23 protein-coding genes and 1 pseudogene are annotated in these 25,586 nt (G+C 68.3%); 10 read left to right on the top strand and 14 right to left on the bottom strand.

Annotated features, from left to right (window positions below):
* Positions 1-244: 244 nt before the first annotated feature.
* Complete coding sequence (locus BM43_RS34880) at positions 245-2,062, bottom strand: PhoH family protein (RefSeq protein ID WP_036051279.1); 1,818 nt, start codon at positions 2,060-2,062, stop codon at positions 245-247.
* On the opposite strand from BM43_RS34880, the pseudogene BM43_RS42615 reads away from it, so the two are divergent.
* A pseudogene (locus BM43_RS42615) lies at positions 1,958-2,199 on the top strand (hypothetical protein); the annotation flags it as partial. The gene BM43_RS34880 and the pseudogene BM43_RS42615 sit on opposite strands and share 105 nt — an antisense overlap.
* A 197-nt stretch (positions 2,200-2,396) precedes the next feature.
* On the opposite strand, the gene BM43_RS34875 reads toward BM43_RS42615, so the two are convergent.
* The 9 genes from BM43_RS34875 to BM43_RS34835 all read right to left on the bottom strand — a co-directional run bounded on the left by BM43_RS34875 (position 2,397) and on the right by BM43_RS34835 (position 10,844).
* On the bottom strand, positions 2,397-2,858 hold the full coding sequence (locus BM43_RS34875; RefSeq protein ID WP_025097627.1) for a peroxiredoxin: 462 nt from the start codon (positions 2,856-2,858) through the stop codon (positions 2,397-2,399).
* Positions 2,859-2,940: 82 nt separating this feature from the next.
* A complete protein-coding gene (locus tag BM43_RS34870; protein WP_036051280.1) occupies positions 2,941-3,837 on the bottom strand; it encodes a polysaccharide deacetylase family protein in 897 nt (298 codons plus the stop codon).
* Between the two features lie 4 nt (positions 3,838-3,841).
* On the bottom strand, positions 3,842-4,897 hold the full coding sequence (locus BM43_RS34865; protein WP_013698287.1) for a bifunctional UDP-4-keto-pentose/UDP-xylose synthase: 1,056 nt from the start codon (positions 4,895-4,897) through the stop codon (positions 3,842-3,844).
* Entirely contained in the window at positions 4,894-5,850 is a 957-nt protein-coding gene (locus tag BM43_RS34860; RefSeq protein ID WP_017920888.1) for a formyltransferase, read from the bottom strand. Before BM43_RS34860 ends, BM43_RS34865 begins: the two co-directional genes overlap by 4 nt.
* A complete protein-coding gene (locus tag BM43_RS34855; protein ID WP_036041083.1) occupies positions 5,847-6,854 on the bottom strand; it encodes a glycosyltransferase in 1,008 nt (335 codons plus the stop codon). Before BM43_RS34855 ends, BM43_RS34860 begins: the two co-directional genes overlap by 4 nt.
* A 6-nt stretch (positions 6,855-6,860) precedes the next feature.
* On the bottom strand, positions 6,861-8,012 hold the full coding sequence (locus BM43_RS34850; protein ID WP_036051281.1) for a DegT/DnrJ/EryC1/StrS family aminotransferase: 1,152 nt from the start codon (positions 8,010-8,012) through the stop codon (positions 6,861-6,863).
* 172 nt (positions 8,013-8,184) lie between these two features.
* A complete protein-coding gene (locus BM43_RS34845) occupies positions 8,185-8,556 on the bottom strand; it encodes an EamA family transporter (protein WP_013698283.1) in 372 nt (123 codons plus the stop codon).
* A 14-nt stretch (positions 8,557-8,570) separates the two neighbouring features.
* On the bottom strand, positions 8,571-10,253 hold the full coding sequence (locus tag BM43_RS34840; protein WP_036051282.1) for a glycosyltransferase family 39 protein: 1,683 nt from the start codon (positions 10,251-10,253) through the stop codon (positions 8,571-8,573).
* A 207-nt stretch (positions 10,254-10,460) separates the two neighbouring features.
* Positions 10,461-10,844, bottom strand: coding sequence for an Mth938-like domain-containing protein (locus tag BM43_RS34835; RefSeq protein ID WP_036041080.1), 384 nt, complete (start codon positions 10,842-10,844; stop codon positions 10,461-10,463).
* Positions 10,845-11,203: 359 nt separating this feature from the next.
* Here BM43_RS34835 and BM43_RS34830 point away from each other — a divergent pair, with 359 nt between their 5' ends.
* The 7 genes from BM43_RS34830 (at position 11,204) to BM43_RS34800 (ending at position 18,886) form a co-directional block, all read left to right on the top strand.
* Entirely contained in the window at positions 11,204-12,442 is a 1,239-nt protein-coding gene (locus BM43_RS34830) for a pyridoxal phosphate-dependent aminotransferase (RefSeq protein ID WP_013698280.1), read from the top strand.
* A 45-nt stretch (positions 12,443-12,487) separates the two neighbouring features.
* A complete protein-coding gene (locus BM43_RS34825; RefSeq protein WP_036051284.1) occupies positions 12,488-13,810 on the top strand; it encodes a homoserine dehydrogenase in 1,323 nt (440 codons plus the stop codon).
* Positions 13,811-13,817: 7 nt separating this feature from the next.
* The gene (gene thrC, locus BM43_RS34820; RefSeq protein WP_036041078.1) at positions 13,818-15,269 is read left to right on the top strand and encodes a threonine synthase; all 1,452 of its coding nucleotides are present in this window, start codon (positions 13,818-13,820) and stop codon (positions 15,267-15,269) included.
* Between the two features lie 255 nt (positions 15,270-15,524).
* Positions 15,525-16,784, top strand: a complete 1,260-nt coding sequence (locus BM43_RS34815) for a molybdopterin molybdotransferase MoeA (protein WP_013698277.1) — start codon at positions 15,525-15,527, stop codon at positions 16,782-16,784.
* A 30-nt stretch (positions 16,785-16,814) separates the two neighbouring features.
* Positions 16,815-17,072 (top strand): molybdopterin converting factor subunit 1, encoded by a 258-nt coding sequence (gene moaD, locus BM43_RS34810; protein WP_017921957.1) that lies wholly within the window; start codon positions 16,815-16,817, stop codon positions 17,070-17,072.
* A 9-nt stretch (positions 17,073-17,081) separates the two neighbouring features.
* Positions 17,082-17,570 (top strand): molybdopterin synthase catalytic subunit MoaE, encoded by a 489-nt coding sequence (gene moaE, locus BM43_RS34805; protein WP_013698275.1) that lies wholly within the window; start codon positions 17,082-17,084, stop codon positions 17,568-17,570.
* 119 nt (positions 17,571-17,689) lie between these two features.
* On the top strand, positions 17,690-18,886 hold the full coding sequence (locus BM43_RS34800; protein WP_036051285.1) for a J domain-containing protein: 1,197 nt from the start codon (positions 17,690-17,692) through the stop codon (positions 18,884-18,886).
* A 28-nt stretch (positions 18,887-18,914) separates the two neighbouring features.
* On the opposite strand, the gene BM43_RS34795 is transcribed toward BM43_RS34800, so the two are convergent.
* A complete protein-coding gene (locus tag BM43_RS34795) occupies positions 18,915-19,499 on the bottom strand; it encodes a group III truncated hemoglobin (protein WP_226285161.1) in 585 nt (194 codons plus the stop codon).
* Between the two features lie 178 nt (positions 19,500-19,677).
* Between BM43_RS34795 and BM43_RS34790 the strand changes: the two genes are divergently transcribed.
* Both BM43_RS34790 and clpB read left to right on the top strand, forming a co-directional pair.
* Positions 19,678-20,148: an Rrf2 family transcriptional regulator gene (locus tag BM43_RS34790; protein ID WP_013698272.1), complete on the top strand. Its 471-nt coding sequence runs from the start codon at positions 19,678-19,680 to the stop codon at positions 20,146-20,148.
* A gap of 278 nt (positions 20,149-20,426) precedes the next feature.
* A complete protein-coding gene (clpB, locus tag BM43_RS34785; RefSeq protein ID WP_036051287.1) occupies positions 20,427-23,024 on the top strand; it encodes an ATP-dependent chaperone ClpB in 2,598 nt (865 codons plus the stop codon).
* Positions 23,025-23,115: 91 nt separating this feature from the next.
* Here the strand turns inward: clpB and BM43_RS34780 are convergent, their stop codons facing one another.
* From BM43_RS34780 to BM43_RS34770, 3 genes are all read right to left on the bottom strand, one after another.
* Positions 23,116-24,174, bottom strand: a complete 1,059-nt coding sequence (locus tag BM43_RS34780) for a hypothetical protein (protein WP_036051288.1) — start codon at positions 24,172-24,174, stop codon at positions 23,116-23,118.
* Positions 24,175-24,312: 138 nt separating this feature from the next.
* Positions 24,313-24,747, bottom strand: a complete 435-nt coding sequence (locus BM43_RS34775; RefSeq protein ID WP_013698270.1) for a YidB family protein — start codon at positions 24,745-24,747, stop codon at positions 24,313-24,315.
* Between the two features lie 104 nt (positions 24,748-24,851).
* The gene (locus tag BM43_RS34770) at positions 24,852-25,496 is read right to left on the bottom strand and encodes a ComEA family DNA-binding protein (RefSeq protein ID WP_036051290.1); all 645 of its coding nucleotides are present in this window, start codon (positions 25,494-25,496) and stop codon (positions 24,852-24,854) included.
* Between the last annotated feature and the right edge of the window lie 90 nt (positions 25,497-25,586).

The following is a 25,586-nucleotide window of genomic DNA, read 5'->3' as shown; positions in this document are numbered from 1 at the left end:
GAGGCGCCTATCGTATGACCACGGGTAAATCGGATGGTAGTGGCTCCGGCGCGGTTTCGGCAAGGATTCTTCATGAATGACATGAGAAGTTGCCCGATTTTTGAGCAGCGCATTGGAGTTTTTGCGCAAAAACCCTGGCCCCAAATGCCTCATGGTGAAATAGGGGGATGGATCAAGTATTGCCGCCACCATGAAAAAAGCGCTCCCTAGGGAGCGCTTTGGGTGCCGCCGAGCGAAACGCCGCTCAGAGAATGTCGGACGCGTAGTCGGCCAGCCGCGAGCGTTCGCCACGCGCGAGCGTGACGTGGCCGCTGTGGCCCCAGCCCTTGAAGCGGTCGACCACGTAGGTCAGGCCCGAGCTGCCCTCGGTGAGGTAGGGCGTGTCGATCTGCGCGATATTGCCGAGGCAGACGATCTTGGTGCCGGGGCCCGCGCGCGTGACCAGCGTCTTCATCTGCTTGGGCGTGAGGTTCTGCGCCTCGTCGATGATCAGGTACTTGTCGACGAAGGTGCGACCGCGCATGAAGTTCATGCTCTTGACCTTCAGGCGCGAGCGGATCAGCTCCTGGGTGGCCGCGCGGCCCCATTCGCCAGCCGCGTCGTCGGTCTTCTGCAGCACTTCCAGGTTGTCGTCGAAGGCGCCCATCCAGGGCTGCATCTTCTCTTCCTCGGTACCGGGCAGGAAGCCGATGTCCTCGCCGACCGGCACCGTCGCGCGCGTCACGATGATCTCGTTGTAGCGCTTGTCGTCGAGCACCTGGGCCAGGCCCGCGGCCAGCGCGACCAGGGTCTTGCCGGTACCGGCCTGGCCGAGCAGCGTGACGAAGTCGATCTCCGGGTTCATCAGCAGGTTCAGCGCGAAGTTCTGCTCGCGGTTGCGCGCCACGATGCCCCACACGTTGTTCTTGTGGTGGCTGTAGTCGCGCAGCGTCTGCAGCAGCGCCGTCTTGCCGTTGAGCTCGCGCACGATCGCGTGGAAGGTCGGCTCGCCGTTCTGCGGCTCGAGGAACACGAACTCGTTGACCAGCATCGAGGCGACCATCGGGCCCGTCACGCGGTAGTAGGTGGTGCCCGTCTTGGTGTCCTGCCAGCTCTCCATGCCCTTGGCATGCTTGGTCCAGAAGTCCTGCGGCAGCTCGCGCACGCCCGAGTACAGCAGGTCGGTGTCCTCGAGCACCTGGTCGTTGAAGTAGTCCTCGGCGGGCAGGCCCAGCGCGTGGGCCTTGATCCGCATGTTGATGTCCTTCGACACCAGCACCACCAGGCGGTCGCTGCGCTCGCGCTGCAGCGCGCGCACCACGCCGAGGATCTGGTTGTCGGCCTTGCCCTGCGGCAGGCCCTCGACCGGCTCGATATCGTTGAGCGTGGTCTGGAAGTACAGGCGGCCGACCGCTTCGCGGCTGCCCAGGCGCGACAGCGGAATGCCGGCCGTGATCGGGCCGCCGTCGGCCACCAGCGCGTCGAGCGTGCGGCTGACCTGGCGCGCGTTGCGCGCCACTTCGGACATGCCCTTCTTGTGGTTGTCGAGCTCCTCCAACGTCATCATCGGCAGATAGACGTCGTGCTCCTCGAAGCGGAACAGGCTGCTCGGGTCGTGCATCAGCACGTTGGTGTCGAGCACGAACAGCTTCTGCTGCTCGAGCGCGGCGGCCTTGCGTCCGCGTGTGGTCTTGCCGGCCTCGCGCGCAGGAGCGGCGTGGGTCGCGGGCGCGCGGCCGGCGGGTGCCTCGGCGCGGGCGACCGGCGCCGCTGGGGCGGTGGGCGCGGCCGCCGGGGTCGGTACCGGCGTGAGCAGGGCGGCGGTCTGCCTGGACTTGCGGCTGCGCGCCGGCGCCGGGGCGCTGGCGGGCGCGGCGTTGTCGACCGCGTGCAGCGCGGCCGGCGTGTTGGCGGCGGCGGCCATCGGTTCGGCGACGCTGGTGCTGGCGTAGTCGGCCGCGGCGGCGCTGGCCGTGTCCCCTTCGGCGGCGCGTTTCGCGGTCTTGGCCGGACGCGCTTTCACCTTGTATTCGTCGGGCGGCAGCAGACTGCCGAGCTTGCTGGGGGGAGTAGGCAAAGGCATGGTGTCCCTCGAGAGGAATCGTGTCGCTTGGGGTGCGCCGCGGTTCGCATCCTGTCACGCGAGGCGTGCAGTTTGCGCGCGGTGGCGCACAGGAGTATCAAATCGCCGGTTCGCCTAGTTTTCGGTCAGCTCCTTGACGGGAAGAGACGCGGCGGGCGCAGCGTGCCGCAAAAGACCATGAAAAAAGCCGCTGCCCCCGAACAGGGACAAGCGGCTCGGCTTCTTGCTGCGTAGCACTGCGCGTCACGGGCCAACGAAACTCGCGCCGACCGACTGCGCAGCTACGAAAAAGAGTGGACTGACGGGCATTCATTGCGGCCCAATATAACCCGCCTCAAAGCGCTTGTACAGCGCCGAGCACCTCGTCGACGTGGCCCGGCACCTTGATGCCGCGCCACTCGCGGCGCAGTACCCCGTCGCCGTCGATCAGGAAGGTCGAGCGCTCGATGCCGCGCACTTCCTTGCCATACATTTTCTTCAGTTTCATGACGCCGAACATCGCGCAGAGCGTTTCATCGGGGTCCGAGATCAAGGGGAAGGGCAGTTCCAGCTTGGCCTTGAAATTGTCGTGCGAGCGCAGGCTGTCGCGCGAGACGCCGACGATCTCGGCGCCGGCCTTCTTGAACTTCGGGTACAGATCGCGGAACTGCAAACCTTCGGTGGTGCAGCCCGGCGTATTGTCCTTCGGGTAGAAATACAGCACGAGCTTCTTGCCGTTCAGCGCCGACAGCGTGAAATCGCCGCCGGTCGCCGGTGCGGTGAAATCGGGAATTTGACGGTCGATTTCGACGGACACGGGATTCTCCTGTTGTTATCGGCGGCACGACGCTTCGTCGTGCCGGACATGGCGGGAAAGAGGACGGCGCGCCGGCTGGCGATCAGTCGGGCTGGACGATCAGTTCGCCGGAGCGGCCGGGGATCTCGCCCCACGTGACAGGGTACGATGGCAGCGAGTCGAGGTCCAGCGCGGCATGATAGTCGCCCATCGTCGCGAAGGTGTGACCCTGGGCGCGCCAGCCGGCCAGCAGTTGCTCGAACACCGGCGCGAGCTTCTGGCCTTCGAGCTCGGCATGCAGCGTGAACACCTGGTCGTGCGGATTGTGCTCGGTGCGCGCCAGCAGGTGGGCGGCGACGTTCGATTCGTCGATGCCGTCGATGCCGAGCACCTCGTCGAGCGTCGGCAGGGTGGTGGGCAACTGCACGTGATCCAGCGTGCGGCCCGCCAGCACCGGGCGATACGGCCCGTGGCCGCGGCCGTCGGAGGCGTAGCGCATGCCCCAGGCGTCGATCTGCTCGAAGGCGGCCGGGTTCATCTGCCAGCCGGCCGCGCCGTGCGTGACGGGCGGCGCGCCGAAGATCTCGATGAAGCGCGCGTGGCTCTTGCCCATCTCGCGGGCCGTCCACTCGCGTTCACGGCTGCGCACGTTGTCCTGCCAGTAGACGTGGTCCCAGGTGTGGATGCCGCATTCGAAGCCGGCCTCGTGGATCGCGCGCATCTCGCCCACCGCGCGGCGCCCGATGTCGGGCCCCGGCAGCAGCACGCCGTACATCAGCTGGCGGATCCCGTAATGCTCGACCACCGAGGTGCGCGAGACCTTCTTCAGGAAGCCGGGCCGCAGCACGCGGCGCATCGCCCAGCCGGTGTGATCGGGGCCGAGGCTGAACAGGAAGGTCGCGCGCGCGGCATGGCGATCGAAGATGCGCGCCAGGTTCGGCACGCCCTCGCGCGTGCCGCGCAGCGTATCGACGTCGATCTTGAGGACGATGCGGGCCAAGGCGTCAGTTTTGCTGTTCGACCAGGGCGCGCGCGTCGGCCACGTGGCCGCGATACGCCTCGAAGATGTTGCGCAGCGCGTCGTCGAAGGTCGACTGCGGCGCCCAGCCGAGTTCCTGCATGGTGTTGTCGATCTTCGGCACGCGGTTCTGCACGTCCTGGTAGCCGTTGCCGTAGTAGGCGCCGGAGGTCGTCTCGACCAGCTGCACCTGCTTGGCCGAGGCCGCGTACTCGGGGAATTCGGCGGCCAGCTCGAGCATCTTGTTGGCCAGCTCGCGCACCGAGTAGTTGTTGTGCGGGTTGCCGATGTTGTAGATCTTGCCCGAGGCGATGCCGTCCGGGTTCTCGATGATCTTCATCAGCGCGCTGATGCCGTCGTCGACATACGTGAAGGCGCGCTTTTGCGAGCCGCCGTCCACCAGGCTGATGTTCTCGCCGCGCACGATGTGGCCGAGGAACTGCGTGACCACGCGCGAGCTGCCTTCCTTGGGCGTGTAGATCGAGTCCAGGCCCGGGCCGATCCAGTTGAACGGACGGAACAGCGTGAAGTTCAGGCCTTCCATGCCGTAGCCCCAGATCACGCGGTCCATCAGCTGCTTGGAGCAGGCGTAGATCCAGCGCGGCTTGTTGATCGGGCCGTAGGTCAGCGCCGAGGCATCCGGGTCGAACTGCTCGTCCGAGCACATGCCGTAGACCTCGGAGGTCGACGGAAACACCAGGTGCTTGCGATACTTGACGGCCGAACGCACGATCGGCAGGTTGGCCTCGAAGTCGAGCTCGAACACGCGCAGCGGCTGCTGCACGTAGGTGGCGGGCGTGGCGATCGCCACCAGCGGCAGGATCACGTCGCACTTCTTGACGTGATACTCCACCCACTCCTTGTTGATGGTGATGTCGCCTTCGAAGAAGTGCATCCGCTCGTGGTTGACGAGATCGCCAAGCCGATCGGTCTGCATGTCCATCCCGAACACTTCCCAATCGGTGGTTTCAAGAATGCGCTTCGACAGGTGATGGCCGATGAAGCCGTTCACACCGAGGATCAGGACTTTTTTTGCTTTCATGACTGACGGGAAGAATCAATGAACTGCGCGAATTGAGCGGGAGACAGGACCGTCTCGTGGTCCGGACGGCCAGGATGCTGCTCGCGCAGCTCGAGGATGGAGACGGCGCGGCTGTCGCCGCAGACGCCGAATAGCGCATTATCGCTTACGTGCAGCCCCGGCGGCAAATCCCGCGCGGCTTGCGCGGCGGGCGAGCCGGGCGCGGCCAGGCGCGCGCGGGCCACCACGAAGCGGCGGCCGTGTAGCTCGGTGAAGGCGCCCGGATAAGGGGGCGCGACCGCGCGGATCAGGTTGTAGACCTCGGCGGCCGGCTTCGACCAGTCAAGGCGGCCGTCCTCGGGCTTGCGCCCGCCGAAGTAGCTGCCCTGCGAGAGATCGTTCGGCAGGTGCGGCGCCTCGCCGGCCAGCAGCGCCGGCAGCACGCGCCAGAGCGTCTGCTCGGCGGCCACGGTGACCTTGTCGAACACCTGGGCGGCGGTGTCGTCGGGCAGGATCGGCACCGCGGTCTGGCCGAGGATGGCGCCCGCGTCGGGCTTGGCGGCCATCTCGTGCAGGGTCGCGCCGGTCTCGGTCTCGCCGCGCAGCACCGCCCAGTTGGTCGGCACGCGGCCGCGGTACTTCGGCAGCAGCGAGCCGTGCATGTTGTAGGCGCCGCGCGCGGCCAGCGCGAGCAGCGCGACCGGCAGCATGTGCCGGTAGTAAAACGAAAAGATGAAATCCGGTTGCGCGGCGGCCACTGCCTCGCGCAGTTCCGCGCCGGCCGGATCGGCCGGCGTGATCACCGCGATGCCGTGCTCGCGCGCCACCGAGGCGACGCTGCCGAACCAGATGTTCTCGCTCGGACTGTCCTCGTGGGTGACCACCAGGGCGACCTCGACGCCGCGCGCGAGCAGCACCTGCAGGCAGCGCACGCCGACGTTGTGATAGGCGAAGACGACCGCGCGCGGCTTCATCGCGCGGCCTCGCCGGCGGTGCCCGGCAGCGGCAGGTGGGCGCGCTCGGCGCGCTCCTCGAGCACGGTCTGGATCAGGTAGCGCGGCCGCGCGCGCACCTGCTGGTAGATCCGGCCAATGTACTCGCCGAGCAGGCCCAGCGCGAAGATGATCACGCCGAGCAGGAAGAAGGTGATGGCGAACAGCGTGAACACGCCCTGGACTTCCGCGCCGACGATGAAGCGGCGGATCAGCAGCAGCAGGAACAGCGCGGCCGAGCCGATCGAGAGGATCACGCCGACGAAGGACAGCCATTGCAGCGGCACCACCGAGAAGCCGGTGACCAGGTCGAAGTTCAGGCGGATCAGGCTGTACAGCGAGTACTTCGATTCGCCCGCGAAGCGCTCCTCGTGCGCGACGTCGATCTCGGTCGGGTTCTGCGCGAAGGTGTAGGCCAGCGCCGGGATGAAGGTGTTGACCTCGCCGCAGCGGTTGATGGTGTCGATGATCTGGCGGTTGTAGGCGCGCAGCATGCAGCCCTGGTCGGTCATCTTGATGCGCGTGATGCGCTCGCGCAGCCGGTTCATCGCGGCCGAGGCCTTGCGGCGGAACAGGCTGTCCTGGCGCTGCATGCGGATCGTGCCGACGTAGTCGTAGCCTTCGCGCATCTTGTGCACCAGCTTGCCGATCTCCTCGGGCGGGTTCTGCAGGTCGGCGTCGAGCGTGATCACGATCTGGCCGCGCGACTGCTCGAAGCCGGCGAGGATCGCCATGTGCTGACCATAGTTGCCGTTGAGCAGGACCACGCGCGTGGTGTCGGGGCGCTTGCGGAACTGCTCGGCGAGCAGGGCTGCCGAGCGGTCGCGGCTGCCGTCGTTGATGAAGATCACTTCGTACGTTGCATCGAGCGCGTCGAGCGCGGGATACAGTCGGGCGAAGAGCGCGGCGAGCCCGTCTTCCTCGTTGTACACGGGGATGACGATTGAGACTTCCGGGTTCGTGGCGCGTGTTTCAGGGTGAGTCATTTCCGCTTATTTTCCGTATCGTTCGCAAATCTGGTTGATCGCCTCGACCACGCGCCCGACGTCCGCCTCGCTCATCTGCGTAAACAGCGGCAGGGTGACGGTCGACGCGCCGAAGCGCTCGGCGTGCGGGAACATGCCTTCGTGGAAGCCGCGCGCGCGATAGAGCGTGAACAGGTGGATCGCCGGGTAGTGCACGCCCGAGCCGATGCCGGCTTCCTTCAGTTGCGCCATGAATTCGCCGCGCGTGAGCGAGAGCCGCTCCAGCGGCAGCGTGATCTGGAACATGTGCCAGTTGCCGTGCTCGAAATCGGCGAGCGGCAGGCCCACGCCCAGCGCCACCGCCGGGCTCGCCTCGAAGGCGGCGAAATAGGCGCGCGCCAGGCGCCGGCGCTGCTCGGTGAAACGCTCGATCTGCGCGAGCTGGCCGAGGCCGACTCGGGCCGCGACATCGGTCAGATTGTACTTGCCGCCCAGCACGTCGCAGTCCATGCCGTCCAGGCCGGTGCGCGTCACGCCCTGCAGGCGGTACTTCTGGGCCAGGATCGCCTCGTCCTCGTCGTTGAGCACCAGCGCGCCGCCCTCGATCGAGGTGACGTTCTTGTTCGGGTGGAAGCTGAACGAGACGATGTCGCCGAACGCGCCGATGCGCTTGCCCTTCCAGGTCGAGCCGAGCGCCTGCGCGGCGTCCTCGATCACGCGCAGCTTGTGTTCGCGCGCGATCGCGTAGAGCCGGTCCATATCGACCGGCAGCCCGGCCAGATAGACGGGGATCACGGCCTTGGTGCGCGGCGTGATGGCGCGCTCGAGCGCGTCCAGGTCCAAGTTGCGGGTGGCCGGGTCGATGTCGACGAACACCGGCGTGGCGCCCACCTCGAGGATCACGTTGGCGGTGGCGACCCAGCTCGCCGGGGTGGTGATCACCTCATCGCCGGCGCCGACGCCGGCGATGCGCAGGCCGATCTCGAGCGTTGCGGTGCCCGAGTTGAAGCTGCGTACCGGGCGCCCGCCGCAATACTCGGACAGGGCGGCCTCGAAGCGCTGGTTCTGCGGGCCGGTGGTGATCCAGCCGGAACGGAGCACCTCGGTCACGCCCTGGATGGTTTCCTCGTCGATTTCCGGTCGGGTGAGCGGCAAGAACGGCACGGATGTCTGGCTCATGGCGGCGATGGTCTTTAAATGGGGTTGGATCGTATGCGATCCGGCATGCGCATTAAACACTGGTTCGCGAGATTACAACGTCTCTTTTTGTGGGGGGAAGAGGGAGAGGCCGCGATGCCGCGGCTTCGTGCCGTCGCTGGGTCCCTTCCTCGCCCCTTCCGCTCCCTGGCGCTCAGCTGCGCGCGAGCACCAGCACGCCGATCAGGATGATGCCGATGCCGATCAGGCGCTGCATCGACAGCACCTCGCCGAACAGGTACCAGGCGGCGAAGGCGTTGACCACGTAGCCGAGCGAGAGCATCGGGTAGGCGATCGAGACGTCCACGCGCGACAGGCCGACGATCCAGACCACCACGCTCAGCACGTAGCAGCCCAGCCCGCCGATGATCGGCAACTGGGTGGCGATCTTGAAGCCGACCGGGATGATGTTGGCGCGCGAGAATTCGAAATGGCCGACGGCATTGACGCCGGCCTTCAGCAGCAGTTGCGCGCAGGCGTTGAGCAGCACGCCGGTGACGATGCAGACGAGCGAGACGGGATTCATCGGTGCGGCTTTCCTCAGGATTGGGGCTTCTCGACGACCACGCGGCGGTTGTCGCGCGCGATCAGCTTCATCGGCAGGCCGGCCTTGAGCAGCGCCTCGTAGCGCTCGGGGCGCATCACCGCGATCGCGGCGGGCTCGGCGCGCCAGCGGCGCTCCCATTCCTCGATGGTGGGCACCCATTTCTGCGGCTCGCGCGAGATGCCGAACGTGAGTTCGTCCTGGTAGGCCACCAGGGTGGTGGTATGGCCGACGTAGAAAGGCAGCGTGTGATCGAGCATCTCGACTGCGTAGAACGGCGTGTCGGGCGGCAGCCTGGCGAATTCGGCGCGGATCGCCGGCGCCAGCAGCGCGCCCGAGCTGTAGCGGCCGAAGGCGTCGTGGCCGGTGCCGCCGATGGTGCCGAGCAGCAGCCAGGCGAGGCCGAACACGAAGGCGGTGGCGGCGATGCCGGCCTTGCCGCGGCGGTTGACCCACAGCGCCACCAGGGTCAGCACGAAGGCGACTGCCAGCGCCGCCCACACCCAATGCTGGAATTCCACGTACTGCGAATTCGGGGTGCGTTCGTCGCCAAGCTGGCCGAGCACCGCGCAGCCCGCGGCCGCTGCGACCAGGAACAGGAGGTAGCCGATCAGGTGCAGGCGGTAGCGCTCGCGCGCCACCAGCGGCAGGTAGGCGCCCAGCACCAGGGCCAGCGAGGGCGCGATCGGCAGCACGTAGGACACCAGCTTCGAGTGCGAGGCGCTGAAGAACAGGAAGATGAAGCCGCTCCAGACCAGCAGCACCATCATCGGCGCGAAGCCGTTGGGCTGGCGCGGCATGCGCCAGGCGTGGCGCAGGCTCTGCACGGCGATCGACAGCCAGGGCAGGAAGCCCACCAGCAGCACCGCCACGAAGTAGTAGACGGGGCCCGGGCGGTTCTGCTCGGGCGTCAGGTAGCGGCGGAACTGCTGGACCACGAAGAAGAAGTCGAAGAACTCGGGATTGCGCTGCTGCACCAGCACGAACCAGGGCGTGGCGATCGCGAAGAAGATCACCACGCCGCTGACCAGGTGCAGGCGCTTCCACAGCGCCCAGTCGCGCGCGATCAGCGTGTAGAGCACCAGCACCGCGCCGGGCAGGATTACGCCGATCAGGCCCTTGGAGAGCACCGCGAGCGCCATCGAGGCCCAGCACAGCCACATCCAGCCGCGCGTCGCGCCGGTGGCGAGGCCCGGGCGCTGGGCCAGCAGCAGCGCGCAGAGCGTGACCGTCATCCAGAACGACAGGCCCATGTCGAGCGTGTTGAAGTGGCCCATCAGGTTCCAGTACGGCGAGGCGGCCAGCACCACCGCGGCGCACAGGCCCGCCACCGGGTTGAACACGCGCGCGCCGGTATAGCCCACCAGCAGGATCCCGCCGAAGCTGACCAGCGCCGTGTAGAGCCGCGCCTGCCAGGCGCCGATGCCGAACCAGGCGAAGCTCAGGGCATTGAGCCAGGTCTGCAGCGGCGGCTTTTCGAAATACTTGTAGCCGTTGTAGCGCGGCGTGATCCAGTCGCCGGTCACGAACATCTCGCGCGCCATCTCGGCGTAGCGGCCTTCGTCGCTGGGGATCAGGTGGCGCAGCCCGAGCGGGCCGAACCAGATCAGCGCGAGGCCCAGCAGGATCAGTAGGAGTACGGCACGGTTGAGCGGCAGCCTCGATGGCGTATCGGTCATGGAGTCGGTCAGCCTGTCAGACGAACGGAAAACGGAATTCGGAATCGGAAAAGCGGCATGCCGCGGGCGCGGCGCCGCCGGCTTTGTAACGCATCGCGCCTTAACGTTCAATTAAAGACGCTTCGATCCCTCGATGTCGATTCGGATGATGGGAGGGATCGGAGGGATGATGGAGCCAGGCCGGGATGCCGGGACGAGCGGCGCGCCTCAGGCGGCCGGACGTTCGATCAGCAGCGCCGCGGCCACCTTGCGGCCTTCGCCCATCAGGATGTTGTAGGTCCGGCAGGCGGCCTGGAAGTCCATGGTCTCGACGCCGATCCGGCGCGCGGCCAGTGCGGCGGTCAGCCGCGGATGCGGGAAGCGCAGGCGCGCGCCGCTGCCGAAGATCACGACTTCCGGGGACGGATCAAGCAACAGCTCGAAATGGCGGGCCTCCAGCGCCTCGAAGGCGTCGACCGGCCAGGCCACCACGGGCGCGGCCGGCAGCACGATCACGCTGTGCTCGTGGCGTGCCAGGTTGATGTCGACGTAGTCGGGGCCGTAGCCGGTGACGGTATTGAGCGCCTCGCTCGGGTCCTGATGCAGTTTCAAATCGTTGTCCGCGGTATCGGTTGGGCCGGTTGCACCGTTTTGGCCCGCGCCCGGTCGGGGCGGGCCCGGCGGCGCGCCGGCCGCCAGGGGCTCGGGCGGGCGCGCCGCCGGCCGTGCGCGGTGCCGGTGGGCGCCGCCCCGGCCGGCGAGCCGGAATGGTGCATTGCGAAAGCGGGTGAAAATCCGCTAAATTATAACTTTTAAGTCGCCCCCGGGCGGCATTTGCGTCGCGCGTCGCCACAAGCCGCGTCCGGCCGCGCTTCCCGACCGCTTTCCTAGACAGCGCGCATCCACCCGCCGCTTTCCAGTTTCGCCCCCCTTTTCTTGCCCCGCAGGCCTTGCCCAGGAACGTGCCCGCCGTGAAACCGATTCAGAAATCCAACAAGCTGCTCAACGTCTGCTACGACATTCGCGGCCCGGTGCTCGAGCACGCCAAGCGCCTCGAGGAGGAAGGGCACAAGATCATCAAGCTGAACATCGGCAACCTGGCGCCCTTCGGTTTCGAGGCGCCCGACGAGATCATCCAGGACATGATCCGCAACCTGCCGGCTTCGTCGGGTTATTCGGATTCGAAGGGGGTGTTCTCGGCGCGCAAGGCCGTGATGCACTACACCCAGGAAAAGGGCGTGAAGGGTGTCGGCCTGGACGACATCTACATCGGCAACGGCGCCTCGGAGCTGATCGTGATGGCCACCCAGGCGCTGCTCAACAACGGCGACGAGGTACTGCTGCCGGCGCCGGACTACCCGCTCTGGACCGCCGCGGTGAGCCTGTCGGGCGGCACGCCGGTGCACTACATGTGCGACGAGCAGAACGGCTGGATGCCCGATACCGACGACATCCGCCGCAAGATCACGCCGAACACCAAGGCGCTGGTGGTGATCAACCCGAACAACCCCACCGGCGCGCTGTATTCCGACGACCTGCTGCGCGAGCTGATCGCGATCGCGCGCGAGCACGGCCTGCTGATCTTCGCCGACGAGGTCTACGACAAGATCCTCTACGACGGCAAGACCCACACGGCGCTGGCCTCGCTCACCGAGGACGTGATCACGGTCACCTTCAACAGCCTGTCCAAGAGCTACCGCTCCTGCGGCTACCGCGCCGGCTGGATGTCCGTGGCCGGCCTGAACGGCGAGAACCGCGCGCGCGCCAAGGACTACCTGGAAGGGCTCGGGATCCTCTCGTCGATGCGGCTGTGCGCCAACGTGCCGGGCCAGTTCGCGATCCAGACCGCGCTGGGCGGCTACCAGAGCATCAACGAGCTGCTGGTGCCGAGCGGGCGCCTGTATCGCCAGCGCGAGCTCGCCTACGACATGCTGACCTCGATCCCGGGCGTGAGCTGCGTGAAGCCCGACGCGGCGCTCTACATGTTCCCGCGCCTGGACCCGAAGCTCTACCCGATCCGGAACGACCAGGAATTCATTCTCGACCTGCTGCTCAAGGAGCGCGTGCTGCTGGTGCAGGGCACCGGCTTCAACTGGCCCACCCCGGATCACTTCCGCGTGGTGTTCCTGCCGAACATCGACGATCTGACCGACTCGATCAATCGCATCGCGCGATTCCTCGACGGCTATCGCAAACGTCACGCGGCCTGAGCGGCCGCATCCGTCCTTCAACTTCAAAACGCAACCACACGCAGCATGGAACCGATCAAAGTCGCCCTGTTGGGCTTCGGCACCGTCGGCAGCGGCACCTTCGAGGTGCTGCGCCGCAATCAGGAAGAAATCAAGCGGCGCGCCGGCCGGGGCATCGAGATCACGCGCATCGCGCTGCGCAACCCGGCCAAGGCGCAGGCCGCGCTGGGCGGCGCGCGCGTCGATCTGAGCACCGATTTCCAGGCGGTGGTCGACGATCCCTCGGTCTCGATCGTCGCCGAGATGATCGGCGGCACCGGCATCGCCCGCGAGCTGGTGCTGCGCGCGATCGCCAACGGCAAGCACGTGGTGACCGCCAACAAGGCCCTGCTCGCCGTGCACGGCAGCGAGATCTTCGCGGCCGCGCGCGAGAAGGGCGTGATGGTCGCGTTCGAGGCCGCCGTGGCCGGCGGCATCCCGATCATCAAGGCGCTGCGCGAGGGCCTGACCGCCAACCGCATCCAGTACATCGCCGGCATCATCAACGGCACCACCAACTACATCCTGTCGGAGATGCGCGACCGTGGCCTGGACTTCGCCACCGCGCTGAAGGCCGCCCAGGAGCTCGGCTACGCCGAGGCCGACCCGACCTTCGACATCGAGGGCGTGGATGCCGCGCACAAGGCCACCATCATGAGCGCGATCGCGTTCGGCGTGCCGGTGCAGTTCGAGCGCGCCTACGTCGAGGGCATCAGCAAGCTGGCCGCCACCGACATCCGCTACGCCGAGGAACTCGGCTATCGCATCAAGTTGCTGGGCATCGCGCGCCGCACCGAGGCGGGCATCGAGCTGCGCGTGCATCCCACCCTGATCCCCGAGAAACGCCTGCTGGCCAATGTCGAGGGCGCGATGAACGCGGTGGTGGTGCACGGCGACGCGGTCGGCACCACGCTCTACTACGGCAAGGGCGCCGGCGCCGAGCCGACCGCCTCGGCCGTGGTGGCCGACCTGGTCGACGTCACGCGCCTGCACACGGCCGACCCGGAACATCGCGTGCCGCATCTCGCGTTCCAGCCGGAAAGCCTGTCGAACACGCCGATCCTGCCGATCGAGGCGGTCACCAGCGGCTACTACCTGCGCCTGCGGGTGGCCGACGAAACCGGCGTGCTGGCCGACATCACGCGCATCCTGGCCGAATCGGGCATCTCGATCGACGCGCTGCTGCAGAAGGAATCGGACCAGGTCGACGGCGGCAGCGACGAAACCGACATCATCCTGATCACGCACGTGACGGTGGAGCGCAACGTGAACGCGGCGATCGCGAGCATCGAGGCGTTGCCGACGATCCGTTCCAAGGTCACGAAGCTGCGCATGGAAGCGCTCAACTGAGGACGACATGAATTACATTTCGACGCGCGGCGCCGGCATCGGCGAGCGCCATACGTTTTCGGACATCCTGCTGGGCGGCCTGGCCAAGGACGGCGGGCTCTACCTGCCGGCCGAATACCCGCGCGTGAGCGCCGGGGAACTGGCGCGCTGGCGCGAGCTGCCTTACGCGGAGCTGGCCTTCGAGGTGCTCTCCAAGTTCAGCGACGACATCCCGGCCGAGGACCTGCGCGAGCTCACGCGCCGCACCTATCGCGCCGAGGTCTACGCCAACACGCGCCATGGCGAGAACGCCGCCGACATCACGCCGATCAAGACGCTCGGCAGCGAGGGCGGCACCACGCTGGCGCTGCTGGAACTGTCGAACGGCCCGACCCTGGCGTTCAAGGACATGGCCATGCAGCTGCTCGGCAACCTGTTCGAGTACACGCTGGCCAAGCACGGCGAGACCCTCAACATCCTCGGCGCGACCTCGGGCGACACCGGCAGCGCCGCCGAATACGCGATGCGCGGCAAGGCCGGCGTGCGCGTGTTCATGCTCTCGCCGCACCGGAAGATGAGCGCGTTCCAGTCGGCGCAGATGTACAGCCTGCAGGATCCGAACATCTTCAACCTGGCCGTGGAAGGCGTGTTCGACGACGCCCAGGACATCGTCAAGGCGGTCTCGAACGACCACGCCTACAAGGCGCGCCACAAGATCGGCACGGTCAACTCGATCAACTGGGCACGGGTGGTCGCGCAGGTCGTCTACTACTTCAAGGGCTACTTCGCCGCGACCCGCAGCAACGACGAGCGCGTCTCGTTCACGGTGCCCTCGGGCAACTTCGGCAACGTCTGCGCCGGCCATATCGCGCGCATGATGGGCCTGCCGATCGAGAAGCTGGTGGTGGCCACCAACGAGAACGACGTGCTCGACGAGTTCTTCCGCACCGGCAGCTACCGCGTGCGCGGCGCCGAGCAGACCTATCACACCAGCAGCCCCAGCATGGACATCTCGAAGGCCTCCAACTTCGAGCGCTTCGTGTTCGATCTGCTGGGCCGCGATCCGGCGCGCGTGCTGCAACTGTTCCACGACGTCGAGCACAAGGGCGGCTTCGATCTCGCCGCGAGCGGCGATTTCGCGCGCGTGGCCGAGTTCGGCTTCGTCTCGGGCCGCAGCACGCACGCGGATCGCCTGGCGACGATCCGCGATGTCCATGCGCGCTACGCGACCATGATCGACACGCACACGGCCGACGGCGTGAAGGTGGCGCGCGAGCACCTGCAGCCGGGCGTGCCGATGGTGGTGCTGGAGACCGCCCAGCCGATCAAGTTCGGCGAGACGATCCGCGAGGCGCTGGGCCGCGAGGCCGAGCGTCCCGCCGCGTTCGACGGCATCGAGGCGCTGCCGCAGCGCTTCGAGGTGGTGAAGGCCGATGTGCAGCAGGTGAAGGACTTCATCGCCGCGCATACCGGCGGCTGAGGCGCCGGGCGAGCCGCCGGCGGCGAGTGCCGCGGCTCGCGTCGCGCGCCTGGTGTCTCGCCCGCGCGCAGCCGTGGCACGTCACGAGGCCGCGACCGGGCTTGCCCGGCGCGGCCTCGTCGTTTTTGGGCCACCGGACGTGCTGCCGGGCGTTCCGACGGCGCCGGCATGCGCGCCTCGACATGCGCGTCATATCGCACCGTCGCCCGGCTCGCTCGTTACAATGTGGCTTCCGCTCCCCCCACGACCACCCAGATGTCGACTCCCGCTCCCCAGGCCCCCCGTCCCCCCATGCTGTCGACCGCCGACGCGCTCGCCGCGCTGCTCGGCGCGGCGGTGCCGCTGGCCGGCTCCGAAACCGTGCCGACGCTCGACGCGCTCGGCCGCGTGCTGGCCGCCGACGTGGTGTCGCCGCTCGACGTGCCGCCGATGGCGATCAGCGCGATGGACGGCTACGCGGTGCGCGTCGCCGACCTGACGCGCGGCGAGCGCCGCCTGCCGGTTTCGCAGCGGATTCCGGCCGGCCACGCGGCCGAGCCGCTGGCGGCCGGCACCGCGGCGCGCATCTTCACCGGCGCGCCGGTGCCGCCCGGCGCCGACGCGGTGGTGATGCAGGAGCAGGCCGCCGCGGCCGGCGACGAGGTCGATTTCCTGCACACGCCGAAGGCGGGCGAATGGATCACCGCGCAGGGCGCCGATATCCGGCGCGGCGCCGTGATCCTGCCGGCCGGCACGCGGCTCGCGCCGCAGGCGCTGGGCCTGGCGGCCTCGGTCGGCTGCGCGAGCCTGGCGGTGCGGCGCCGCCTGAAGGTGGCGGTGTTCTTCACCGGCGACGAGTTGACCATGCCGGGCGAGCCGCTCAAGCCCGGCGCGATCTACAACTCCAACCGCTTCAGCCTGCGCGGCCTGCTGGAGCGCTTCGGCTGCGAGGTCAGCGACTACGGCATCGTGCCCGATTCGCTCGAGGCGACGCGCGCGACCTTGCGCGATGCCGCGCGCGAGCACGACCTGATCGTCACCAGCGGTGGCGTGTCGGTCGGCGAGGAAGATCACGTCAAGCCCGCCGTCGAGGCCGAAGGGCGGCTCGCGCTGTGGCAGATCGCGATGAAGCCGGGCAAGCCGCTCGCCTTCGGCGCGGTGCGCCGCGAGGCGGCGGGGGCCGAGGCCGGCGGCGAGGCGCATTTCATCGGCCTGCCCGGCAACCCCGTGTCGAGCTTCGTGACCTTCCTGCTGTTCGTGCGGCCGTTCCTGCTGCGGCTGGCCGGCGCCACCCAGGTGGCGCCGCGCGCGCTGTCGCTGCGCGCCGATTTCACGCAGCGCAGCGGCGATCGCCGCAACGAGTTCCTGCGCGCGCGCATCAACGAGGCGGGCGGGCTCGATCTCTACCCGAACCAGAGCTCGGCCGTGCTGACCTCGACCGTCTGGGCCGACGGCCTGATCGACAATCCGCCGAACCACGCGATCAGCGCCGGCGAGACGGTCCGTTTCCTGCCTTTTTCCGAACTGCTCGGCTGAACCCGCCGGGCCTGCGAATCCGATGAAGCGATGAAGATCGAACTGAAATTCTTTGCCAGCGTGCGCGAGGCGCTCGGCGTGGCCGGCGAATCGGTGACGGTGCCCGACGGCATCGCCACGGTGGGCGACGTGCGCGACTGGCTGCGCGCGCGCGGCGGCGCCTGGGCCGAGACGCTGGCCGAGGGCCGCGCGCTGCGCATGGCCTGCAATCACGTGATGACCGACGCGGGCACGCGCATCACGGATGGCTGCGAGGTGGCCTTCTTCCCGCCCGTGACGGGCGGCTGAGGAGGCGCGATGACAAGGCTCAGGGCAAGGGTCCAGACCGGGGATTTCGAGGTCGGCGCGGAATTGGCGGCCTTGCGCGCGCGCAATCCGAAGATCGGCGCGGTGGCCTGCTTCGTCGGCACGGTGCGTGATCTCAACGAGGGCGAGACGGTGGCCGCGCTGGAGCTCGAGCACTATCCCGGCATGACCGAGAAGGCGCTCGAGGCGATCGCCGACGAGGCGATCGCGCGCTGGCCGGGCATTGAGGTGGCGATCATCCATCGCGTCGGCCGGTTGCTGCCGCTCGACCAGATCGTGTTCGTCGCGACGGTCGCCGCGCATCGTGGCGACGCCTTCGCCTCCTGCGAATTCGTGATGGACTACCTGAAGACCGAGGCGCCGTTCTGGAAGAAGGAAAGCACGCCGTCGGGCGAGCGCTGGGTCGATGCGCGCAGCAGCGACGACGCGGCGCTGGCGCGCTGGGGCCTGCGCTCCGGCAACCGGCGCGAGCCGGGCTGAGGGCGGCGGCAAGCCGGGCGACGCGCCTCGGCTGACTTCATTCGGCTCGGCTCGACGAAGGCCAGCCGGCCCGCTACCATCGCGCCTCGCCCGAACTCCCGCGCAGTGTCTCCCCGATCATGACCGAATCCCCACCCGGCGCCATCCTGCTGGTGCCGCAAGACGGCAGTGCCGGCTTGTCCCCTTCGCAACGCAGCTTCAACGCGCTGACCCGGCAGGTGGCCGCGCGCCGCGAGCGGCTGCGCGCCTGGGAGACGGTCTGGCCGCCGTTCCAGCAGCGCTACGTCGAGGAATGGGTGCCGCTCGCGCGCGAACTGAGCGCGCGCGAGACCGAGCTGGTGCGCCAGCTCGATGTCGCCGCCGAGATGAAGGGGCTGAGCCGGGCCGAGCGCGAGCTGGCATCGCAATTGATCGTGCATTTCGCGCGGCCGCTGCTCGGCGCCGACGCGGATCGCGAATTGCGCGCGATCCTCGCCCGCCATGGCGCGGCGGCGATGGGGCAGGCTGCAGGCGATGCCGGCCGTCGTGGCGGCAAGTCGCGCCGGCGCGATGCGGCACCGGCCGAGGATGCCGCGCCGGGGCATGCCGCGGCCGAGCCGCCCGAGGACGAATCCGAGGAAGCGATGATGCTTCGGATCCAGGCCGAGCTGGACGCGCAGGAGGCACGCGCCTCGGCCGACGCGCAGGCGCGCCAGGCCCAGCGTGGCGAGCGCCAGCGGGCCTCGAGCTCGAAGCGCAAGGCGGCCGAGGCGGCGCGTGCCGCCACCGCGCAAGCGCAGCCGGAAAGCCCGGCCGAGGCGGAGGCGGATCGCACCGACACCGAGGCGGTGCCCGAGATGGCGCCGGCGCAGGTCAGCCGCTCGCTGCGCGATCTCTACCGGCGCCTGGCCAGCGCGCTCCACCCCGATCGCGAGCCCGATGCGGACGAACGCGAGCGCAAGACCGCACTGATGCAGCGGCTCAACCGCGCCTACGACAAGCAGGACCTGCTGCAACTGCTCGAACTGGAGCGCGACCTGGGCGCCGCCGATGCGGACCGGCTTGCCGGTGCCGGCGACGAATTGTTGCGGCATTACAACGGCATCCTGAAAGCCCAGTTGGCCTCGCTCGATCGCGAACTGCATCGCGTCGAGGCGGATTTCCGGCATGGCTACGGGATCGGCGCGAATGCCGTGCTGTCGCCCGACACGGCGCTGCGCACGCTCGGCGACGACATCGCCGGCCTGCGTCGCGCGCTGGCCGAGTTGGAGCGCGACTTGCTCGCGCTGCGCGAGATCGGCGCCTTGAAGGACTGGCTGGCCGGCTTCGTCGGCTAGGCGTCGAGGATTCCGGGGAAGGGCTGGCTCAGGCGCCGTCGTCGGCGCCCCGGCCGATGATGCGGGCCGGGAACGGCTCGCCGCGCGGCCGTGCCGGATGCGCGTCGTCGTCGCGTGGTCGTTTCGGCGCGATCGCGTCGAGCAGGGCCTGCTGCTCGTCGGGAATCCGGTAGTCCCAGCCGAAGCGGCTCAACTGCAGGCTTTGCGCGATGCGCAGCGCCGGCTCCATGAAGCGCACCGCGGCGGCCGGCTGGTAGCGCGCCTCGACGGTCCTCAGAAACAGGGCCAGCCAGCGGCTGAAATGCGCCGGCTCGACGCCTTCGAGCGGCTGGTGCCTGGCCTGCAGGTTGCCGCGATATCCCTTGGTGCCGAGCACCAGGTTCGACCAGAACGCGACCATCTTCGGCAGGTGCTCGTCCCAGCGGCCGTCGAGCCGGGCACCGAACACGGGGCCGAGCAGGGGATCGGCGCGCACCTGCAGATAAAACGCGTCGACCAGGCCGCGGATATTGTCCTCGCTCGGCTCGGCCTCGCGCGGGCCGGCGGGCGCGGGCGAGACCGCTTCGGGGGAGGGGCGGGCGGCCAGTTCGAGGGCCGGATTGGTCGGGATCATGGTCGAAGGGAGAACGGGGCCGCTACACTGTCGCGATTTTGTCGCACAATAGCGAACGGCCATCCGCCAAAAAGTGCTTCCAGGGCGCATATTATCGCGCGATTTCCGTTTCGGCAGGCGCCTGTATCCGGCGGCGGCCGCCGACGCTGGCACCTCAACGACACGATCGACTTCGCTCATGAGACTGACCGACTACACCGACTACTCGCTGCGCGTGATGCTGTTCCTGGCGGTGCGCAGCGAAGGCCTGTCGACGATCCAGGAGATCTCGGATGCCTACGGCATCTCGAAGAATCACCTGATGAAGGTGGTGCAGCGGCTCGGCGAGCTCGGCTGGGTCGACACCGTGCGCGGTCGCAACGGCGGCCTGCGCATCAACGCGAATTCGGGGCGGCTGACGATCGGCGAGGTGGTGCGCGCCACCGAGAGCGATTTTGCCCTGGTGGGCTGTTTCGGCGGCGAGGGGCAGGGCGTCGAGCACCGTTCCTGCGTGATCGAGCCGCATTGCCGCCTCAAGGGCGTGCTGTACGCCGCGCGCGAGGCCTTCTTCTCCGAACTGGACCGCCACACGATCGCCGAACTCTCGCGCCCCGCCTCGCCGCTGGCGGCCGCGCTCGGCATCGTGCCGATCGTCGTCGAGCCGGCCTGAGCGCCCGCGCTTCCTCCCAACGGCGGCGTCCGTCGCCATCCAGCCTCGTTTCTCGCTATCCTGACGCAGCCAGGCTGGCGCCGTCATCGAGCCTGGACGCCGCCCGGGCAGACCGAATCCCGCGCCTGCTCCCTGCGCTTCGCCGGGCTCGGGCCCCATTCGGCCAAGCCATGCCGGGCGGGGCTGAACGCCGCAAGGCACACATCTTGCCTAGCGAGCGCTTGAAACCCCGGCAAGCAGCCTCATGTTGGAGCTATTCGAAAATTGGAGGTCTCTTCATGAGAATCGACAAGCTCACCACCAAGTTCCAGGAAGCGCTGGCCGACGCCCAGAGCCTCGCGGCCGGCCGCGACAATCAATACATCGAACCGGTCCACGTGCTGGCCTCGCTGATCGGCCAGACCGACGGCTCGGCGCGCTCGCTGATGTCGCGCACCGGCGTGCACGTGCAGGCGTTGCAAGGCGCGCTGAACGAGGCGATCTCGCGCCTGCCGCAGGTCACCGGCACCGGCGGCGACATCCAGATCGGCCGCGAGTTGGCCGGCCTGCTGAACCAGGCCGACAAGGAAGCGCAGAAGCTCAACGACAGCTTCATCGCAAGCGAAATGTTCCTGCTCGCGGTGTCCGACGACAAGGGCGAGGCCGGCAAGCTGGCGCGCCAGCACGGCATGACGCGCAAGGCGCTGGAAGCGGCGATCGCGGCTGTGCGCGGCGGCTCGCAGGTGCACAGCGCCGATGCCGAGAGCCAGCGCGAGGCGCTCAAGAAATACACGGTCGACCTGACCGAGCGCGCGCGCTCGGGCAAGCTCGATCCGGTGATCGGCCGCGACGACGAGATCCGCCGCTCGATCCAGATCCTGCAGCGCCGCACCAAGAACAACCCGGTGCTGATCGGCGAGCCCGGCGTGGGCAAGACCGCCATCGTCGAGGGGCTGGCGCAGCGCATCGTCAACGGCGAGGTGCCCGAGACGCTGAAGAACAAGCGCGTGCTCTCGCTCGACATGGCCGCGCTGCTGGCCGGCGCGAAGTACCGCGGCGAGTTCGAGGAACGCCTGAAGTCGGTGCTCAACGACATCGCCAAGGACGAAGGCCGCACCATCGTCTTCATCGACGAGATCCATACCATGGTGGGCGCCGGCAAGGCCGAGGGCGCGATGGACGCGGGCAACATGCTCAAGCCGGCGCTCTCGCGCGGCGAGCTGCACTGCATCGGCGCGACCACGCTCGACGAGTACCGCAAGTACATCGAGAAGGATGCCGCGCTCGAGCGCCGCTTCCAGAAGGTGATCGTCGACGAGCCGAGCGTGGAGGCGACCATCGCGATCCTGCGCGGGCTGCAGGAGAAGTACGAGCTGCACCACGGCGTGGACATCACCGATCCGGCCATCGTGGCCGCGGCCGAACTCTCGCATCGCTACATCACCGACCGCTTCCTGCCGGACAAGGCGATCGACCTGATCGACGAGGCCGCCTCGAAGATCAAGATGGAAATCGATTCGAAGCCCGAATCGATGGACAAGCTCGACCGTCGCCTGATCCAGTTGAAGATCGAGCGCGAGGCCGTCAAGAAGGAACAGGACGAGGCTTCGCAGAAGCGCCTGCAACTGATCGAGGAAGAGATCGAGCGGCTGGGCCGCGAGTATGCCGACCTCGAGGAGATCTGGACCGCCGAGAAGGCCGCCGTGCAGGGCAGCGCCCAGCTCAAGGAGGATATCGACCGGGTGCGCGCCGAGATCGCCAAGCTGCAGCGCGAGGGCAAGCTCGAGAAGGTGGCCGAGCTGCAATACGGCAAGCTTCCGCAACTCGAGGCGCAACTCAAGCAGGTTACCCAGGCCGAGGAGCAGGAGCAGCACAATCCGAGCAAGCCGCGGCTGTTGCGCACCCAGGTCGGCACCGAGGAGATCGCCGAGGTGGTGTCGCGTGCCACCGGCATCCCGGTCTCGCGCATGATGCAGGGCGAGCGCGAGAAGCTGCTGCATATCGAGGAAAAGCTGCATGAGCGGGTGATCGGCCAGGACGAGGCGATCAGCGCGGTGGCCGATGCGATCCGCCGCTCGCGCGCGGGCCTGTCGGACCCGAACCGGCCTTATGGCTCGTTCCTGTTCCTGGGCCCGACGGGCGTCGGCAAGACCGAGCTCTGCAAGGCGCTGGCCGGCTTCCTGTTCGATTCGGAGGATCACCTGATCCGCATCGACATGAGCGAGTTCATGGAGAAGCACAGCGTCGCGCGCCTGATCGGCGCGCCGCCGGGCTACGTCGGCTACGAGGAAGGCGGTTACCTGACCGAAGCGGTGCGTCGCAAGCCGTATAGCGTGATCCTGCTCGACGAGATCGAGAAGGCGCACCCGGACGTGTTCAACGTGCTGCTGCAGGTGCTCGACGATGGCCGCATGACCGACGGGCAGGGCCGCACCGTGGACTTCAAGAACACGGTGATCGTGATGACCTCGAACCTCGGTTCGCAAGTGATCCAGTCGATGGTGGGCTCGCCCCAGGAGGCGGTGAAGGACGCGGTGTGGGAGGAGGTCAAGCTGCACTTCCGCCCCGAGTTCCTGAACCGGATCGACGACGTGGTGGTTTTCCATGCGCTCGATCGCAGCAACATCCAGTCGATCGCGAAGATCCAGCTGGCGCGCCTGCACGAGCGGCTGGCCAAGCTCGACATGCAACTGGAAGTGACCGACGCGGCGCTCGACCAGATCGGCAAGGTCGGCTACGACCCGCTGTTCGGCGCGCGTCCGCTCAAGCGCGCGATCCAGCAGGAGATCGAGAATCCGGTGGCCAAGCTGATCCTGGCCGGGCGCTTCGGGCCCAAGGATGTGATCCCGGTCGACGTGCAGGACGGCGAGTTCGTGTTCGATCGCGTCGTGCACTGAGGCGAAGCCGCGCGATTGGCAAGGGCTTCGGGAACCCCGCTTCGGCGGGGTTTTTTTTCGGCCGTCGCTTGTTTCGGCTGTTGCCGGCGGCTCAGCCGGCGCCGAACAGGAAGCGCTCGCAATACACGGCGTCGAATGCGAGCGAGCCCCGTTCGAAATCAGGACTGCGATGGAAGGCCGCCCGCGCGGCCTCGGGCAGCCCGGCCTCGAAATCGGGCGAGAAGACGAAGCCGGATTTCATCGACAGCAGGTACTGCGCGACCTGCTGTCGGCCGTCCGAGGCGCCGAGATCGTGATGGTCGAGGATGCCGTCGCCGTGAGCATTGTCGAGCGCGCCGACGAAGAAGGCGCTCTCGTCGGCGAAGTCGGCTTTCAGCAGGAACACCACGAGGGGTTCGGTGTCGCCCGGTTGGCTCAGGTCCACCACGCCGGAGAACAGGTAGCCGGGCGCCGCGAGCTGGTGGCAGCGCGAGCCGACGGCGGGGCGGCCCGCTTCCAGGCCGGCGCGGACCTGTTCGTAGACGCGTTGCCAGCGCGCGAGCGACTCGCGCAGCTCGGCGAGGTTGCGCTCGACGCGCTCGCTCGCGGCCGCCAGCTCGGCATGCGAGGCCTCGTCGAGCTGGCGCAGTTCGACGGCGATGTCCTGCCAGATCGCGATCTGGCGCTCGGTCTCGTAGGCGCGCTTCTTCAGCGAGCGCAGGTACTGCGCGTTGAGCTGGGTGTCGTCGTAGCGCGTCAGGCCGTTGTCGAGATCGCGGAACAGCAGGTTGTCGTGTTCCTGGCAGTAGCCGAGGAAGGTGGTCGCCGAGCGGGTCGCGACATGCTTGAAGGCGTAGCGATAGGGGTTGCCCGACAGGTCCGGCGCGAGCACGTCGACATAGCGCCGCCCCTCGATGTCGCGCGCCAGGCAGCGCGTGATCTTGCCTTCCGAGATCTCGTGCGACCAGATCGAGGCGCGCGTGCAGCCCGCGTGCCGGCAGGTCCAGGCCGCGTTCTTGCCGGGGCGCGCGAACTTGCCGTAGACGGCGCGCGCGCTCTTCTTGATCGCGTCGCCGGGGTGGCTGAAGAGGATGGCCGAGAGGAAATGCGCGAGCAGCGGATCGTGGATCGCGGCGTCGGAGATGGTTGCCTGGGCGCTGGTGAAGTCCATGCGGCGGCTCGTGAGGGCGGCCGGTTCGCCGGCTCGCGGGTTGCGCCGCCGCGGGCCCGGGGCAGGCTGCGGCCCGGGCCCGCGCCTTCGACCGCGCCCCGGCCTGGCGACCGGACGCGGACGAGGGCTGGCGGCGAATCAGGCGGTCTTGTTGCCGCCGCCGAACAGGCCGGCCAGCTGCGAGAGCGTGCCGAGCAGGTTCGGCGCGTCGACCTGGCCGTCGGCCGGCACGTTGCCGTCCGGGGTGGCGTGATTGACCAGGTGCGGCAGCACCTGGGCCAGCAGGTTCGAGGCCGTCGAGGGATCGACGCCGGCCTTGTTGGCGAGCGAGGTGACGGTGTCCGAGCCGAGCACGTTCTGGAGCGTGTCGGGCGAGATCGGCTGGTTCGCGCCGGTGCCGACCCACGAACCGATCACGTCGCCCACGCCGCCCTGGCGGAACTTCTCGATCAGGCCGTTCAGCCCGCCGGGCTGGTTGTTGACGAATTCGAGCGCGGCGGCGAGCAGTGCGCCCTGATTGCCGCCGCCATTCTGGCCGCCTAGCGCGCCAGTCACCATATCGAGCAGACCCATGATTTCTCTCCGATGCCGGGTTCCCACTTCCTGAAACGGCGCCGCGAGGGCGGCGCCGGGCTTGTGTTCGCGGCCAGCCGCATCTCGCGCGGCGGGCCGACGGGTCAGGCGCCTGACGCGGCCGATGCGGCCTGACTCTTCTTCGACTTCCTGGGCTTCTTGGCCTTGGGCTCCGAGGCGCCGGTCGTGGCGGTTGCCGCGGCCGGGGCGCTGCCTGCCGCCGCGGCGCTGGCGGCGGCCGCCGCCTTGTCCTTCTTGCGCGAGGCACGGCTCGCCTTGGCGGGCTTGGTCGGCTGCGAGGCCGCGTTGGCGGCGGCCGCGCCCGTCTGGGTGGTGCCTGCCGTGGTGGACGGGGCCGGCGCGGTCGAGGTGGACGGCGTGGTCGCGCTCGGCGCGGGCGCCGGCGTGCCGGTGCTGGTGCCGGCCTGGGTCTTGGTGGCGCGCGTGGCGGGCTGGCTGGCCTTGGCGCCGGTCGGCGGCGTCGAGGAGCCGCCGATCGTCAGGCCGGCGGCCTCGAGGTTGGCGACTGACTTCTGTCCGAGCCCCTTGACGCGGCTGGCCAGGTCATCGGCGCTCTTGAACGGGCCGTTCTTGGCGCGTTCGTCGATGATCGCCTTGGATTTCACCGGGCCGAGGCCCTTCACCGATTCGAGCGCGGCCTGGTCGGCGGTATTGACCTCGACGGCCGCCGCGAAGGTGGCGCCCAGCGAGAGCGACAGGGTGAGCAACAGCAGCAGTTTTTTCAGCATGGCAAGGACTCCCCAGTAGAGCGGTGGAACCGCTGTTATGACGGACAGGCGATGATGCGATGCGAACGGCCGATGTCGTGCGATCAAGCA

It is taken from the genome of Burkholderia gladioli, from assembly GCF_000959725.1.
Taxonomy (GTDB): Bacteria; Pseudomonadota; Gammaproteobacteria; order Burkholderiales; family Burkholderiaceae; genus Burkholderia; species Burkholderia gladioli.
Note: the sequence above shows the minus strand (reverse complement) of the source record. Positions and strands in the feature narration are given on the sequence as shown.

What these genes read in the sequence shown, in the direction of transcription:
- BM43_RS34880 (WP_036051279.1), bottom strand. Translation starts at nt 2,062, where the DNA reads ATGCCTTTGCCTACTCCCCCCAGCAAGCTCGGCAGTCTGCTGCCGCCC.
- BM43_RS34865 (WP_013698287.1), bottom strand. Translation starts at nt 4,897, where the DNA reads ATGAAAGCAAAAAAAGTCCTGATCCTCGGTGTGAACGGCTTCATCGGC.
- BM43_RS34860 (WP_017920888.1), bottom strand. Translation starts at nt 5,850, where the DNA reads ATGAAGCCGCGCGCGGTCGTCTTCGCCTATCACAACGTCGGCGTGCGC.
- BM43_RS34855 (WP_036041083.1), bottom strand. Translation starts at nt 6,854, where the DNA reads ATGACTCACCCTGAAACACGCGCCACGAACCCGGAAGTCTCAATCGTC.
- BM43_RS34850 (WP_036051281.1), bottom strand. Translation starts at nt 8,012, where the DNA reads ATGAGCCAGACATCCGTGCCGTTCTTGCCGCTCACCCGACCGGAAATC.
- BM43_RS34845 (WP_013698283.1), bottom strand. Translation starts at nt 8,556, where the DNA reads ATGAATCCCGTCTCGCTCGTCTGCATCGTCACCGGCGTGCTGCTCAAC.
- BM43_RS34840 (WP_036051282.1), bottom strand. Translation starts at nt 10,253, where the DNA reads ATGACCGATACGCCATCGAGGCTGCCGCTCAACCGTGCCGTACTCCTA.
- BM43_RS34825 (WP_036051284.1), top strand. Translation starts at nt 12,488, where the DNA reads ATGGAACCGATCAAAGTCGCCCTGTTGGGCTTCGGCACCGTCGGCAGC.
- thrC (WP_036041078.1), top strand. Translation starts at nt 13,818, where the DNA reads ATGAATTACATTTCGACGCGCGGCGCCGGCATCGGCGAGCGCCATACG.
- BM43_RS34815 (WP_013698277.1), top strand. Translation starts at nt 15,525, where the DNA reads ATGTCGACTCCCGCTCCCCAGGCCCCCCGTCCCCCCATGCTGTCGACC.
- moaD (WP_017921957.1), top strand. Translation starts at nt 16,815, where the DNA reads ATGAAGATCGAACTGAAATTCTTTGCCAGCGTGCGCGAGGCGCTCGGC.
- moaE (WP_013698275.1), top strand. Translation starts at nt 17,082, where the DNA reads ATGACAAGGCTCAGGGCAAGGGTCCAGACCGGGGATTTCGAGGTCGGC.
- BM43_RS34800 (WP_036051285.1), top strand. Translation starts at nt 17,690, where the DNA reads ATGACCGAATCCCCACCCGGCGCCATCCTGCTGGTGCCGCAAGACGGC.
- BM43_RS34795 (WP_226285161.1), bottom strand. Translation starts at nt 19,499, where the DNA reads ATGATCCCGACCAATCCGGCCCTCGAACTGGCCGCCCGCCCCTCCCCC.
- BM43_RS34790 (WP_013698272.1), top strand. Translation starts at nt 19,678, where the DNA reads ATGAGACTGACCGACTACACCGACTACTCGCTGCGCGTGATGCTGTTC.
- clpB (WP_036051287.1), top strand. Translation starts at nt 20,427, where the DNA reads ATGAGAATCGACAAGCTCACCACCAAGTTCCAGGAAGCGCTGGCCGAC.
- BM43_RS34780 (WP_036051288.1), bottom strand. Translation starts at nt 24,174, where the DNA reads ATGGACTTCACCAGCGCCCAGGCAACCATCTCCGACGCCGCGATCCAC.
- BM43_RS34775 (WP_013698270.1), bottom strand. Translation starts at nt 24,747, where the DNA reads ATGGGTCTGCTCGATATGGTGACTGGCGCGCTAGGCGGCCAGAATGGC.
- BM43_RS34770 (WP_036051290.1), bottom strand. Translation starts at nt 25,496, where the DNA reads ATGCTGAAAAAACTGCTGCTGTTGCTCACCCTGTCGCTCTCGCTGGGC.